Origin of the sequence: Larkinella bovis, from assembly GCF_042655385.1 — a bacterium.
Classification (GTDB): domain Bacteria; phylum Bacteroidota; class Bacteroidia; order Cytophagales; family Spirosomataceae; genus Larkinella; species Larkinella bovis.
The window spans coordinates 89,955-104,325 of record NZ_JBHSMA010000004.1 but is presented as its reverse complement, the minus strand read 5'-3'; the positions used below and the strand labels follow the sequence as shown (position 1 = coordinate 104,325).

At 50.8% G+C, this 14,371-nt stretch carries 10 protein-coding genes; 7 read left to right on the top strand and 3 right to left on the bottom strand.

Annotation, left to right across the window (positions count from 1 at the left end):
* The first annotated feature begins 146 nt into the window (after nucleotides 1–146).
* The 5 genes from ACFPMF_RS14275 to ACFPMF_RS14255 all read left to right on the top strand — a co-directional run bounded on the left by ACFPMF_RS14275 (nucleotide 147) and on the right by ACFPMF_RS14255 (nucleotide 8,952).
* Complete coding sequence (locus ACFPMF_RS14275; RefSeq protein ID WP_379846111.1) at nucleotides 147–758, top strand: RNA polymerase sigma factor; 612 nt, start codon at nucleotides 147–149, stop codon at nucleotides 756–758.
* A 125-nt stretch (nucleotides 759–883) separates the two neighbouring features.
* Entirely contained in the window at nucleotides 884–1,996 is a 1,113-nt protein-coding gene (locus tag ACFPMF_RS14270; protein WP_379846108.1) for a FecR family protein, read from the top strand.
* Between the two features lie 344 nt (nucleotides 1,997–2,340).
* On the top strand, nucleotides 2,341–5,628 hold the full coding sequence (locus tag ACFPMF_RS14265) for a TonB-dependent receptor (RefSeq protein WP_379846105.1): 3,288 nt from the start codon (nucleotides 2,341–2,343) through the stop codon (nucleotides 5,626–5,628).
* Nucleotides 5,629–5,648: 20 nt separating this feature from the next.
* Nucleotides 5,649–7,154 (top strand): RagB/SusD family nutrient uptake outer membrane protein, encoded by a 1,506-nt coding sequence (locus ACFPMF_RS14260; RefSeq protein WP_379846103.1) that lies wholly within the window; start codon nucleotides 5,649–5,651, stop codon nucleotides 7,152–7,154.
* Nucleotides 7,155–7,167: 13 nt separating this feature from the next.
* Complete coding sequence (locus ACFPMF_RS14255; protein ID WP_379846100.1) at nucleotides 7,168–8,952, top strand: arylsulfatase; 1,785 nt, start codon at nucleotides 7,168–7,170, stop codon at nucleotides 8,950–8,952.
* Nucleotides 8,953–9,061: 109 nt separating this feature from the next.
* Here ACFPMF_RS14255 and ACFPMF_RS14250 read toward each other — a convergent pair whose 3' ends face one another.
* The 3 genes from ACFPMF_RS14250 to ACFPMF_RS14240 all read right to left on the bottom strand — a co-directional run bounded on the left by ACFPMF_RS14250 (nucleotide 9,062) and on the right by ACFPMF_RS14240 (nucleotide 11,903).
* Nucleotides 9,062–9,814, bottom strand: coding sequence for a DUF4129 domain-containing protein (locus tag ACFPMF_RS14250; protein WP_379846098.1), 753 nt, complete (start codon nucleotides 9,812–9,814; stop codon nucleotides 9,062–9,064).
* Entirely contained in the window at nucleotides 9,798–10,679 is an 882-nt protein-coding gene (locus ACFPMF_RS14245) for a hypothetical protein (protein WP_379846095.1), read from the bottom strand. Before ACFPMF_RS14245 ends, ACFPMF_RS14250 begins: the two co-directional genes overlap by 17 nt.
* 267 nt (nucleotides 10,680–10,946) lie before the next feature.
* Entirely contained in the window at nucleotides 10,947–11,903 is a 957-nt protein-coding gene (locus ACFPMF_RS14240) for a stage II sporulation protein M (RefSeq protein ID WP_379846092.1), read from the bottom strand.
* Nucleotides 11,904–12,066: 163 nt separating this feature from the next.
* On the opposite strand from ACFPMF_RS14240, the gene ACFPMF_RS14235 reads away from it, so the two are divergent.
* Both ACFPMF_RS14235 and ACFPMF_RS14230 read left to right on the top strand, forming a co-directional pair.
* Nucleotides 12,067–13,170, top strand: coding sequence for a glycosyltransferase family 4 protein (locus ACFPMF_RS14235; RefSeq protein ID WP_379846089.1), 1,104 nt, complete (start codon nucleotides 12,067–12,069; stop codon nucleotides 13,168–13,170).
* The gene (locus ACFPMF_RS14230; protein WP_379846086.1) at nucleotides 13,171–14,361 is read left to right on the top strand and encodes a glycosyltransferase; all 1,191 of its coding nucleotides are present in this window, start codon (nucleotides 13,171–13,173) and stop codon (nucleotides 14,359–14,361) included.
* Nucleotides 14,362–14,371: the final 10 nt, after the last annotated feature.

The following is a 14,371-nucleotide window of genomic DNA, read 5'->3' as shown; positions in this document are numbered from 1 at the left end:
TTCTGTAGTTGCCTCACGTAGGCGGTTTTTAATCGGCCGAGGGGAGGACAGAGCGAAGTTTGTAGTATAACTATATTTGATTGGTAGATTAAATTCATTTTGTACATTTGCATCAGTTCACCGTATAACTTTTAGCATCCAGTAGCGTGAATAGTTCTCGACATAAGCCAGCCCTGGAAAATGAGGAGTTTCTATGGGAATTGTTTAGGGAAGGTGATAAAGACGCTCTGGGTAATCTGGCACGGATATACTACCGGGTTCTGTATAATTATGCAAAGAAGTTTTCCCGGGATCCCGAGTTTATCAAGGATTGCATACAGGAGCTTTTTCTAAAGCTTTGGGATAAGCGGGAAAATATTTCGAAGACGGTATCCGTTCGGGCGTATTTATTCAAAGCGATACGGAATACGATCCTGGATGAAGTGGCGAGGTTACAACGGTTCCAGCAGGCAATTGAGCCCTCCTTTGATACCAATCCGATGGAGCCGGGCATCGACGAAGTCTGGATCGAGAATGAAATGGCTGATTACCGGATCACATTGCTAACGGAAGTAATTGCCCAGCTTTCGAAAAGGCAGCAGGAAATAATCTATCTCCGTTTTTACGAAGGCTTAACGACGCAGGAAACCGCCGAAATAATGGGCCTGGGTTATCAAAGTGTCTCCAATTTACTGTACCGCACCTTAAAAGAATTAAAGGAGGCTTGGGTATCTACCGGTTTCCTCCTTTTCCTTCTCTCTTTCAGCCCTATCTGCTGAGCTTTGATAAAAATAATTCTATTTTTTTGGTTATAAATCCGATTTGTACCCGTATACCAGGTAGTGAGCAGAGTCTATGTTGCAGACCACGCAGGTAGAAATAGGGTTATGGGTACTAACTAATTATGAAGGAAAACGAACGGGACAATCTGGAAGCGTTTTTGACCGATAGCACATTCCGTCAGTGGGTTTTGCAGCCAACTCCGGAAGTATCTACGTATTGGGAGCAATGGAGTAAGGATCATCCCGCGCATCAGGAACTCCTGAACCAGGCCCGAACCGTGCTGCAGACGTTGGAATACGGAATGGGGCCACGCAACAAGGATGCCCCCCATATGGATGCCGGTTTGGAAAGCTTGCTTCATATGCTTGATACGTCGTCAGATCGCCAGGCTATTCGTATCCCGGTTCCGTGGTATCGTGGGAGATGGAGTAGGCTGGCGGCAGTGATAGCTCTGGTTGTCGGTATTGGGTGGATGGTGATGAAAACATCCACGCAAACGACCCATAACACTCCTTCAGGGTCTGCTGGGATGCAGGTAATTACAAATGATGCTTCGCTTTCCAAAGTTGTGGTTCTTCCTGATGGCAGTATAGCGACCATGGAAAAAGATAGCCGGGTAAAATTTCAGGGCTCTTTCACGGGTCATTCGCGCCATGTTGAGGTGGAAGGCGATGTTTTTTTTGACGTAGCACCCAATAAAGAAAAACCCTTTCTGGTTTATGCCAGCACAGCAGTCATAAAAGTCGTAGGGACCAGCTTTCGGGTGAGAGCCTCCCAGAAGGATTCCGCGGTTCTGGTGGCAGTTAAGACAGGTAAGGTAGCGGTTCGGGTGCAAATGGAAGGCGAAAGTAAAAAAGGTATAAAGTTGCCGGATTCGGGCTGGGTTAATCTGATTCCAAATGAGCGGCTTGTGTATACGAAACTGGAAGCAAAGCTCACAAAAGACCGCGTACCGGATCGCGAGATCATTATCAGTAAGCTGGACCAGCAGGTATTTCATTTTGAAGAGGCCCCCGTTGCCGATGTCCTGGAAGCGTTGGCAAATCATTATCATATTACCATAGAGTTCAATCCGTCTGAACTGGCGAACAGCCGGATCACGACGGAGTTCAGGGAAGAAGGACTTCGGCAAAAACTGGATGTCATTTGTGAAGCCATTGATGCTTCGTACCAGGCAACGAATAACCTGATCGTGATCAAGCGGTCGTCCAGCATAGATAACCAGAAAAGATAAATGGTATTAATCAGCTAGCTTCCTGCCTATGATAAGATAAAGAACCTACTAAAAAGAAATAGCCAGCAGCGCTACCAACACTGCTGGCTTGAAACCCCTTGTTACAATTGACGCTTGTGAAATATCCTCCGAAAGGAGGGCAGGGGGAGAATTGTCCTCACTTTTTCAAATGATGAACGAATCGAAACAAAAATATGAAAAAACACCCGAACCGTTATCTGACCCCGCGTAAACTTATGCAGGTATCGTTTTTGCATCTTCTGATTACCTTTTTTCTCGCAGGGGCATCGGTCGCTAATGTTACAAACGCCCAGGGAATACTGAATAAAAAGGTCACCCTACCCATGGGAGAGCAATCGTTGAAGAATGTCCTTCAGCAGCTTCAAAAGGAAACCGATCTTCGGTTTACGTACAACTCCATCGAAATTGCTGTCGAGTCGAGGGTGCGGGTACAGGCGGTCAATAAACCCGTTTCTGAGATCCTCGACGAACTCCTGACGCCCTTGTCCATTACCTATAAAATTAATGGCAAACAGATTATCCTGAAAAAAGTACCAAAGCACAGCAACCAAACCGCATCCATAGCCGGTATCGGGCAGAGTGTATTACCACTGGATCGGGTGATTACGGGGACCATTACCGATGAAAAAGGAGAGCAGCTGCCGGGCGTAAGCATTGTGCTGAAGGGCACCCAGCGTGGAACATCCAGCGGAGCCGATGGAAGCTTTCGGTTCGAAGTTCCGGAAGACGGAGATGGCATTCTGGTATTCAGTTATGTGGGGTATAAGACCCGTGAACTACCGATTGGTAACCAGTCAGCGGTAACGGTTCGTCTGGAACCGGATGAGAATTCACTTGACGAAGTATTGGTAGTCGGGTATGGAGCCGTACGGAAATCGGATCTGACTGGTGCCGTTGGGGTTATAAAAGGGGAGGTTTTGCAGGAACGTCCGGTTGCCACCTTGAATCAGGCTCTTTCCGGACGGATTACGGGCGTAAATGTTTCGACAAATTCAGGGCGTCCGGGTGGCCGGGCCAATATCCGGATTCGGGGTAATACCTCAGTCAGTGTGACTAATACCCCTTTGTACGTGGTTGACGGCATTATCCTGAATGCGGATAATCTAGCCAATGGCAGTACCCCGATCGACTACATCAATCCGGGCGATATCGCTTCCATCGAAGTATTGAAAGATGCCTCTGCACTGGCTATTTATGGGGCCAGGGGTTCGAATGGCGTTATTTTAGTGACGACCAGACGCGGTAGCCAGTCGGGTGGCCGGGTATCGTATGATACCGATTTCAGCGTCGGAATTTTGGGGCGTAAACTAGACTTACTGAATGCCAAAGAGTTTTTAGCCGTCGAGGATATTGCGTATCAGAACGCACAAAAATACGATCCTGTTGGCTGGGCAGCAGGCAAATACATCGATCCCAAAACCAAGCGCAACGACCCTCGTTTGTTTGATCAAAATGGCCAGCCTTTGTATGATACTGACTGGCAAAAGGAAGCCACCCAGCGGGCGTTTACCCAGAAACACCAGCTGTCGTTTACAGGTGGAAATGCCAAAGATAGTTACGGTGTTTATTTAGGCTATCGCAATGAAGATGGCTTGATCAAAGAGTCGTGGTTGAAGCGGTATTCGGCCCGGTTTGTCTTTGATAGCCAGCTTAAGAGCTGGCTAAAAGTGGGCGGAAGTTTAAGCTATAATGATCAGACTGAAAAGCAGATTGATCAAATGGGCAATGCGGGTATTACCGCTTTGCGGCAAATTGTCGAAGCCATTCCCATTATTCCCGTCAAATACAGCAATGGTAGTTGGGGAAGTAATGAGGATTATCGGGGGATGGAAGGCGGAGGAAACCCGGTCAACATCGTCAACGAACAAATCTATCTGCTGAAAACCCAAACGTTGCTGGGGAATATTTATTCCAACATTTCTTTAGCCAAAGGCCTGGAATTGCGGTCGGTTTTAGGAACGAACATCATTAACCAGCGCAATGATTATTACTCGGGCAGAACCCTGAATTACATCTCCCGCAATCAAAACGGTATTGCTTCTGTCGAAAATGCGCGGTTAAACTCCTGGCAGTTTGAAAACTACCTGACGTATGCCCGCGAGTTGAAAGGCAACCAGTCGATCAATGCGTTATTGGGCGTGTCGTGGCAGCACGTTGATCGGTTTACGGCCCTTGCCCAGTCGCAGAATTTTCAGGATGACTACTTTCTGTACAACAATCTGGGAGCGGGTGCAACGACCTTGCCACCTTCTTCCGGGGCTTCGGCCTATGGACTGAACTCCTATTTTAGCCGAATCAATTACAACCTGCAAGATAAATACCTGCTAACCTTTACGGGGCGGGTGGATGGCTCGTCAAAATTTGGTGAGGCAAAGCGCTATGCGTTTTTTCCGTCGGGGGCCGCGGCCTGGAGACTTTCCAACGAAGATTTCCTGAAAAACAATGCTCACATCAGCAACCTGAAACTGAGAGCCAGTTATGGAGTAACCGGTAACTCGGAGATCACGGCCTACCAGGCGCTGGCCGGAATGGGTAGTTATTCCGTAGTTTTTAATGGCGTGCGGGCCGTGGGCAACGGGATTAACCGCCTGGCGAATCCGGATCTGGGCTGGGAAAAAACGTATCAGGTCGATGCCGGCGTGGAGTTGGGTTTGTTAAAAAACCGTATCACGCTGGAATTTGACGTTTATAGCAAGAAAACGACCGATATGTTGCTGAGTGCGCCGGTACCGTTCAGCAGCGGGTATTCCACCGTGAGTAAAAATGTGGGAAGCATGGTAAACCGGGGTTTCGAAATAGGTCTTAATACGGTCAATATCGAGAGCAATGACTTCAGTTGGAGCACCCATTTCAATCTTTCGGTGAATAAAAATAAAGTATTGGCACTGACGGATGGTGCCGATATTTTCCCCGGCCCCCAGGATATGAGTCTGATCCGGGAAGGCCAACCCGTCGGAACATTCTGGGGCTATATCCGGCAGGGCACCTGGGGAACGGCGGAAGAATCGGAAGCGGCTAAATACCTGAAAAGGCCCGGCGATATTAAGTACCAGGATTTGAATAAGGATGGGGTTATCAATAACAAAGACCAGACGATTCTCGGAAAAGGGATTCCGGATGGATACGGCTCGCTGATCAATACGCTGAAGTTCAAACGGCTGGAACTGACGCTCGATTTACAGTTTATGTACGGCAACAGTGTGTATTCGTTTGACCGAAGACCCGCGGAAATGCGGCAGGGAATCGCGAATAGTTACGCCAGTGTCCTGAATGCGTGGACTCCTGAAAATCAGAATACGCCGATTGCCCAGTTTCGGCCAGTCTCCGCCGGATACGATGCCTTTTTAGATAGTCATTTGGTGGAAGATGCTTCCTTTATTCGGGGGCGGAATTTGCTGCTTGCCTATACTTTCTCACCGGAGTTGTCACAGCGTTTGCACGTCAGTCGCCTGCGGTTGTTCGCATCCGCCCAGAACTTCTTTTTACTTACGAAGTACACAGGCTACGACCCGGAAGTTTCCTCGCACACCCAGACCTTTGCCCAGGGCATCAAATTGGTTGACTACCCGAAACCCACCGTCTTGATGGCTGGCCTGAATGTTAGTTTTTAATCCCGATGAAGACATTGATCATGAACTATATACCTGGAAAACCGCTGGTTGCTATTGGCTTATCGCTCTTCCTACTGATGCAGGCGGGTTGCTCGGAATTTTTGACCGAACCTGATAAGTCCAATTTTACCATTGAGAATTATTTTACGAAACCGGAACACGCCACGAGTGCGGTTAATGCCATCTACGAAAGCCTGAAAACGACAACGGGGGGCGGTTTTAACGGAGCGCCGTGGATGATGCTGGAGTTTGCAACCGGTTTGGCCAATACGGAATTGGGGCAGGCTCAGAACAGCATTTTTGTGCGGAATCTGAATAACAATTCCGATAATGGGTACGGTGTTACCTACTGGCAAAGCAGCTACCAGGGGATTGCCAACGCCAATGTTGCGATTACCCGGATTCCCGCCATTGTCATGGACGAAGCGCAAAAAAAGAAAGCCCTGGGGGAAGCCTATTTCCTGCGGGCTCATTTCTACTACAATCTGGTTCGGATTTTTGGCAAAGTTCCCTTGATTACCGACCCGGTTGATTTGGCATCCAAGGATTTATATCCTGAACAGGCAACGGAAGAGGCTATTTACCAGCAGATTGTGAGTGATTTGACCACGGCAGAAGGTTCGGGGTTACCGATGACCGACAAGTCCGGACGCGTGACCACCTTAGCCGTAAAATCCTTGTTAGCGGATGTGTATCTCACCATGGCAGGTCATCCGCTCAAGAAAGGACGGGAGTATTACGAAAAAGCCGCGACCAAAGCCGCCGAAGTAATTGCTTCGAATCAGGCGTCACTGTTTACGTCTTATAACGATCTGCACGATCCGTCCAAAAAGAACACCGGTGAAAATATTTTTATGGTGCAGTTTGCCACCAATATTCAGCCCTCGGGCTGGCAATCGTCGATTATTCCATATAATCAGGGTATTTCGGCGTATTCGGATGAAACCGGGGCGATTTTTGCCAACAAGGAGTTTGTTGAATCCTACGAAGCGGGGGATAAACGAACCCGGGAAAAAGAGTTCTATTTCCAGACCTATACCCTCAGTAATGACCGGACCAAAACCGTTAATCTGGGCGGATACTACCTGTACAAGCACTTCGATACGAACGCCCATTTGACGACTGCAAACAGCGATTTGAACTGGTCCCTCATTCGATATGCCCAGGTATTGCTGACACATGCCGAAGCCGTCAACGAAGTAAATGGACCGACGCCAGAAGCCTATGCCAGTGTGAACTTGATCAGAAAGCGGGCGGAATTACCCGCGCTGGCGGGCTTAAGTCAGGAGGTTCTGCGAGAAGCCATCTGGCGCGAACGCTGGTTCGAATTGAGCTTTGAAAACAAAACCTGGTTTGACATGGTACGGCTTCGGAAAGCGTTTAACGTTTCGACCCGCAAATTTGAGGAGTATGTCGGGCATAAGTTTTCCTATGGCCCGGTCGTAAAGGAAAGGGAGCTCTTATTCCCGATTCCTACGGCAGAAATTCGGAACAATAAAAATCTGGTTCAAAATCCGGGTTATTAAAATGAGAAGGATCATGAACGCACTAAAGCGCATTATCGGGCTGATTGGAATCTGTTGGCTAACGATCTTGAACGTGAATGCACAACGTCCCAACATTGTTCTGATTTTGACCGATGATCAGGGCTATGGAGATTTAGGCTGTACCGGTAATCCGTGGATTCAGACGCCTAACATCGACCAGTTATATGCCCGCAGTATCCGGTTTACCGACTTCCATGTGGCTACAACCTGCGCCCCGACCCGGGCGGGTTTACTAACGGGTAAAAACTGCAACCGGGTGGGCGCCTGGCATACCATTCAGGGGCGTCAGATACTTCGCAAAGAGGAACAGACGCTGGCGCAACTTTTAAAGAATGCGGGGTATCGAACGGGTATATTTGGCAAATGGCATTTGGGGGATAACTATCCCTTCCGGCCGCAGGATCGCGGTTTCGATGAAGTGCTGATTCACGGTGGGGGCGGGGTTACGCAAACGCCCGATTTCTGGGAGAATGACTATTTTGATGATACCTATTATCACAATGGCAAACCCCAAAAGTATGCGGGCTATTGCACGGATGTCTGGTTTCAGGAAGCCACAAAGTTTATTCAGTCCAACCGGAAAAATCCGTTTTTCTGTTACATCGCCACCAATGCACCCCATAGTCCGTTCAATGTGGATGAAAAATACAGCAAGCCGTATGAAAATAACCCGGCTATCCCGAATGCCAACTTTTATGGCATGATTACCAACATTGACGAGCAGGTGGGGCGGTTAGTCGAGCAACTGAAAAAGGATGGTTTATACGAAAACACCATCTTCATCTTTATGACTGACAACGGAACCAGCGCCGGGGTACGGTTTGATGAAAACCGGAAAGTCGTCGCGGGCTACAATGCGGGGATGCGCGGAACCAAAGCATCCCCCTATGACGGAGGGCACCGGGTTCCGTTTATTCTGCATTGGCCAAAGGGAGGCATTAAACAGGGTAAGGATATTCATCAGCTAGCCGCTTATACCGATGTGGTGCCAACCTTGCTGGATCTGTGTAAAGTGCCAAAACCCAAGTCGATTGATTTCGATGGAATAAGTCTCAAACCCTGGATTCAGCAGAACCCGGTCAAAACGATTGAACGCGTTCTGGTGGCCGATGTGCAGCGGGAGGAATTTCTGGTCAAATGGAAGCAGTCGGCCGTGATGACTCCTCAATGGCGGCTGATTAATGGCACGGAGCTGTACGACATCACCCAGGATAAAGCCCAGGAGAAAAGTGTCGCGCAACAGCATCCGGATGTGGTCGCCCGACTTAAAGAAGCCTATGAAAAGTGGTGGGAAAAGGTGTCAATCAAAGCCGATGAATATAGCCGGGTTGAAGTGGGAACTCCTTTTGAGCCCATTACCCAGCTAACGGCGCATGACCTGCATACCGAAGCAGGGTTTCCCGCCTGGAATCAGGATATGGTGCGTGGTGGTACGGGTGTTGGCGGTTTTTGGGCATTGAACGTAGCAAAAGCCGGACGGTATCAAATCGAACTGAGACGATACCCCATCGAAAGCGGATTGTCGCTGGGGGCATCAGCGAAGCAGGGGTCTGATGTTCCGGGTGGAAAACCGTATACCGCCGGAAAACCGCTGACGATTCAAAAGGCGCGCCTTAAACTGGGAGAAAAGCAACTGGAACAGGCGGTATCAAACACCGAAGTCGCCAGTGTGTTTACGCTGGAGCTGGAAAAAGGCGATTTGGATTTGGCGGCATCCTTACTGGATGCAGAGAACAAAAGCTATTCGCCGTATTATGTCTATATAAAACCGCTGTAAAGCGGACCGTTTACTAATCGGGAAGTCAAGCCGCCTGCTCGTTTTGAGGGGGCGGTTTTTCTTTTTGGCGGGAGGCATCATTCGCCGATACTTCTTCTATCCGCAACGTTCAACCTAACTTTTCGGTGGTAGTAAACCGAACAAACGATTCCTGCAAAGGCTTGAATCGCTCTTCGGTGATCGGAAAATCGCCGTACCAGATGTATTCAAATTGCGTCGTCAGTGTTTCAAACTCCGGTTGCTTCGGCGAGTGCGCCAGTTCGTAGACGTAGCTGCGGTTGGTTTTGTTGGGCTTCCAGTCGATCAGGTTGCGGTTGCTGAGGTGTTTGAGCGTTTGCAGATACAGCAGCCGTACTGCCAGCCGGTAATTCCGTTGTTCGATGGCGGCCTCGATCTGCTGGTCGAAGTTGATTTCGTGAATGTTTTCGGTCAGGGTTTCATACGCCAGATCCAGATGCTGCGATTTCTTGCTGAAAATAAACCCCAGCACTTCGGCTTTGATCAGCAGGCGAATCACGACCCCGGCCGCCAGCGCGAGAAAAACGTACTGCCAGAAATTCTGGTACGACTCACTCTGGAAAAACGTATTCACTTTGCGCCAGAGCCAGTTCCAGAACTTGGCCCAGGGACTAGTGGCCGGTCGAAAATTCGTTCCATATTGGTAATCACGGTCGTTGCGGTAGGCGTCGATCCGGTCGGCTGCGGGCCGGCGGATTTGGATGGCGCTGCGGTCGTCGGGGGCCACCTGCGTCTTCACCGTATCCGCGGCCGGAATGGCGGGCACCTGGGCCATACCCGAAAACCGGGTTAGCAGTAACAGCAGTAAGATGCCCGTCAGCCGGTTTTTAATAATCACCTTCATCGTTGGATCGGGGAATGGGCGGGGGCGGAGGAGAACCAATGCTTTCGATGGCCGCTATAATGCTGCGGCCGTCCCGCCGTTCGACCAGGTTAAAGTACTGAAAGGCAATAGCCAGGGCGATGATGGCCGACACCAGGACGCTGCCGATGGTGCTCAGAATGCTGGTTAAAACCGTAATATACGTGGGCATGCTGGGGGCCAGCTTCAGCGAAACCATCAGGCTGACGGCGGCTGCCGGAACGTTGAACGCAAAGCTGAGGATGTAGGCAATGAAGCTGATGATGATGATGAGTCCGAAGGTAGACCACCATTTGTCCCGGATCAATTCAAAACACCGGCTCATGAACGTGCCCACCGAACCGTTTTCGAACACTACCGTTACCAGCGCCAGCGAAAACACCACGCCCAGGTAAATACCCGGAACGATAAAAAACATTGCCCCGATGATGACCAGTATGCCGACGGCCAGCCAGGTAACGAAGGCTCGTCCGAAGGCGTTCTGGACTTCGGCCCACACCGCTTCGACCGTCACCGGTTCGCCGTGGTTGCGGTGGTACACTTTCAGGTGGCTATACACCGTCAGGTTCACCAGCAGCGGAATGAAAATGGCTACGACCAGCGCGACGATATAATACGGACTCGACATTTGCTGCGCTAACCAGTAGCCCATCCGGTAGCTTCCGTTACCCGTAGGCGGCATGTTGAGCAGGGAGGCCGATGCAATGCCCGACGCAATCCCGGCGATCAGGGCGGGCGCTCCGGCAATGTAGACCAACGCCAGGCTGAGGCTGCGGACCTGCTTGACGGCGTACTGGATGGTGGCATTGATTTTCTCGCCAAAATCCCGGGTTTGGTATAGGTTCATATGCGTTGTCGCTCGTTGGCGGTGTACGGTTTTCGGTTTACAGGATACGGTTTTCGGTGCGGTTTACCGTCGGAACTGACGCAATATAGGCGGATCGGGAGTTGTAATCATAGGCTGATCGGGGTTTGTGATCCCGATCCTCTCTGCTTCGGATTACAAATCCGAAAAACGATCTGGTAAGGCCGATTACAAATCGGCGACCGTAAGGAGCATGATGGCAAATCCCGATCAGCCCACCGTAACTTGATTACTGAAAACCGTCTGTCGCTAGGTAAACTTCTTTTCCAACTGAATGGGATACCAGATAAAATACCAGATGATGAAAGCGGCCGAGCTCAGGATGATGGCTGAACTGGCTACTGGATGCAGCGGCAGCCGCGTCACGAAACTTTCCAGAAAACCGGCCATAATGAAAACCGGCACCAGCCCGATCACAATTTTCAAGCCCTGTTTGGTTCCTCGTTTGAACGACTCCAGCCGCGACCATGTCCCCGGAAACAACAGACTGTTGCCGACCGTCAGACCGGCGCAACCCGCAATTACGATGGCCGAAATTTCCAGCGTACCGTGAATCCAGATCGTCAGCACCGACGGCAGCAGCAAACCGCGTTCGTAGAAAAAATACTGAAACGCTCCGAGCATCACACCATTCTGGAACATGACCGCAATGGTGCCAAAGGACGCAAACAGGCCCAGCACAAACGCCATGAACGCCACCCGGATGTTATTGACCGTGATCGTCAGAAACATATCGGCCTGTCCCCGGCTTTTATACACCGCCAGCGGATCGCCTTTTCGGATGTTTTCGAGCGTCATGTTCACGTACTCGTCGCCCAGAATCAATCGCACAAACAACTCATCGTTGGCCGCCGACAGCCAGCCCAGCGCAGCCGCCACCAGAAACACCACGAACGACACGAGCAACAGCCGGTGTGACCGGCGGAACAGAAGCGGCAATTCGAGGGTCCAGAACTGAACAAACCGGTTGCGGTCTTCGCGTTTATTCCGCATCAGCCGCCGGTGCATCGTGGCCGCCAGCCCGTTCAGGTAGCGTGTAACGGGCGAGCTCGGGTAAAACGTCCGGGCGTACGACAGGTCATCGGTGAGTTCGATGAAATGGTCGGTCAGTACATCGGGATCGGCGCGGTCGTTCTGCGTCACCGGTTCGCGCTCGATGGCTTTCCACTTTTCGGTATTTTTTTTGATAAAAACAGCTTCGCGCATGAAAAAACCGATTTTCGGGCCAGCACCCATTGGCTGGATTAAGTTGCAAAGCAAATCCGAGATTTCAAAACCGCTGATCAAAACCTCCGTTTGTAAAAACAAATAGCCATTGTCAGAGGGTTTCTCCGTAAGTTTGCAGCTTTCGTGTGCACAGGAATCCGGTATGAAAATATTGTTTGATCATCAGGCCTTTACGGGAGTGCGGTATGGGGGCGTTTCCCGGTATTTTTACGACCTGATGGTAACACTTCGGCAAAAAGACGTTCAGACGCAGCTTTCGATTTTGTTTTCCAACAATGCGTATTTACTCGAAAGTGACGCCTTCCGGGTGCAGTCGTTCCGGTATTTTCTGGGATTTATGCCCACCAATATGCTATTTTCGCAGGTAAACCGCCTGTGGAGTATCGCCCAGTTGCAGCGAAATCAGTACGATGTGTTTCATCCGACGTTCTTTCACCCGTACTTCCTGAAACACACGAAAAAACCGTACGTACTGACCTACCACGACGCCATCAAGGACAAGTTCGGCGAGCAGTTCGGGCACATCGATAATGCCTCGAAAGACTTGAAACAGCAGCTGTTCGACCGGGCGGCCCGGGTGATTGCGGTTTCGCAAAACACGAAAAACGACCTGATCGAACTCTTTCGGATCCAGCCGGAGAAAATCACCGTGGTGCACCACGCCACGGCGTTTCAAACGCTGAACGTACCCGAAACTTTCCGGATTTCGGTGCCCGATGCGTATTTGCTGTACGTCGGTACCCGCAATGATTACAAGAATTTTATCCCGTTTCTGAAGGCGATTGCCCCCACGCTGCAGACATACTCCCACGTTCACCTGCTTTGTGCGGGGGGAGGGGCGTTCACGCCGGAAGAAACGCAGACCATCCGGCACCTGAAATTGACGGATCGCGTCAGCCAGCGTGGCATTGACGGGGATTGGATGCTCTACCGGTTGTATCAGAATGCACTGGCGTTCGTGTATCCGTCGCTGTACGAAGGTTTTGGCATTCCGATTCTGGAAGCGTTTGCGGCCGGGTGTCCGGTGGTGCTGAGCCGGGCCTCTTGTTTTCCGGAAGTAGCGCAGGAAGCCGCTCTGTATTTTGATCCCGAATCGGCCGCGGATAGCCAGTCGCAAATTGAAAAAATCATTCTGGATGAGTCGCTGCGCCAGTCGCTGCGCCAGAAAGGACGGGAGCGGGGTCGGGATTTTTCGCTGGCAAAAATGGCTAGTGAGACTCTTCAGGTTTATCAACAGGTTGTATAAGTGAACAGAGCGAAGAAAATCCTGCTTTTTGATACGATTATCGACGGACACCACGCTGATTATCTGACGCATTTAATTACCTACTGGGTGAAAAACCGGCTTGCTGGCGAACTGGTGGTGGTCACGCAACCAGCGTTTCGCGGGCGGTTTGAGAAAGTGACGGCGCAGGAACCGGGTGGACAAAATGTTCGCTTTGAGCCGATTCCGCTGGCGGAGGTGGAGGCCGTTCACCAGGCGTCAATGCTCACGCGCTCGTTCAAGGAATGGAATCTGGTGCTGAAATACATTCAGGTCTACAAACCGGCACACGTGCTGCTCATGTATTTCGATATTTTTCAGTTGGCTACCTGGCTGGGTCGGTCGGCGCCGTGCCCGGTTTCCGGCATCTATTTTCGGCCCGATTTTCATTACCCGCGCCATCCCGGTTTGAAAGCCCAGTTGAACGGGCTGCGCAAAAAGGTAACCTTGCAGGGGGCGTTGCGGCAACGCGGTCTGGCAAATCTGTTTAGTCTGGATCATTCGGCGGTGGACGGGCTGCGGCAATTGAATCCGCGCGCCCAAATCTGGCCCCTGGCCGATCCGGTGGAATCGTACGACGTTTCTCCGGTGGAAACGGAGCAATTACGGGCGGAACTCGGGATTGAGCCCGGTCGGCAAATCTTCCTGCTTTTTGGGCATCTCGACGAGCGGAAAGGCATCGAACCACTGCTCGAAGCCCTGAAAGACCTGCCGACCGGGCAGCAAAAAGAGGTGTGTCTGGTACTGGTGGGCCCGGTTTTACCCGGTTTTCGGGAAAAAATTGAACAGAAAATGGCCGAAATCGGAAAAGATTTGCAGATTGTCCGGATTTTTAACGAAGTAAAAGGGCGGCAAATTCAGGTGTTTTTTGAATTGTCGGACTATGTGCTGGCGTTATACCAGCGGCATGTCGGCATGGCGTCGGTGGTCGTTCGGGCTGCGGTTTCCCGAAAACCGGTACTGGCGTCGGATTACGGGTACCTGGGCCAACTGGTGCAAACCGAGCAGTTGGGTGCGGTCGCCGATACCACCTCGCCCGCAGCCATCCGCACGATGTTTCAGCGGGTTTTGACAACGGAAATTCCGTATTCCAAAGCGAATCTGCAAAAGTTGGCCGACCGGAATTCGGACGTTTCTTTTGCGGAGCGTATTTTTAACCATCTAAGCCCCTGAGGGCGGGTAC

Coding starts and splice junctions, on each gene's coding strand:
- ACFPMF_RS14265 (WP_379846105.1), top strand. CDS start 2,341: ATGGGAGAGCAATCGTTGAAGAATGTCCTTCAGCAGCTTCAAAAGGAA.
- ACFPMF_RS14245 (WP_379846095.1), bottom strand. CDS start 10,679: ATGAACCTATACCAAACCCGGGATTTTGGCGAGAAAATCAATGCCACC.
- ACFPMF_RS14240 (WP_379846092.1), bottom strand. CDS start 11,903: ATGCGCGAAGCTGTTTTTATCAAAAAAAATACCGAAAAGTGGAAAGCC.
- ACFPMF_RS14270 (WP_379846108.1), top strand. CDS start 884: ATGAAGGAAAACGAACGGGACAATCTGGAAGCGTTTTTGACCGATAGC.
- ACFPMF_RS14250 (WP_379846098.1), bottom strand. CDS start 9,814: ATGAAGGTGATTATTAAAAACCGGCTGACGGGCATCTTACTGCTGTTA.
- ACFPMF_RS14260 (WP_379846103.1), top strand. CDS start 5,649: ATGAACTATATACCTGGAAAACCGCTGGTTGCTATTGGCTTATCGCTC.
- ACFPMF_RS14235 (WP_379846089.1), top strand. CDS start 12,067: ATGAAAATATTGTTTGATCATCAGGCCTTTACGGGAGTGCGGTATGGG.
- ACFPMF_RS14255 (WP_379846100.1), top strand. CDS start 7,168: ATGAACGCACTAAAGCGCATTATCGGGCTGATTGGAATCTGTTGGCTA.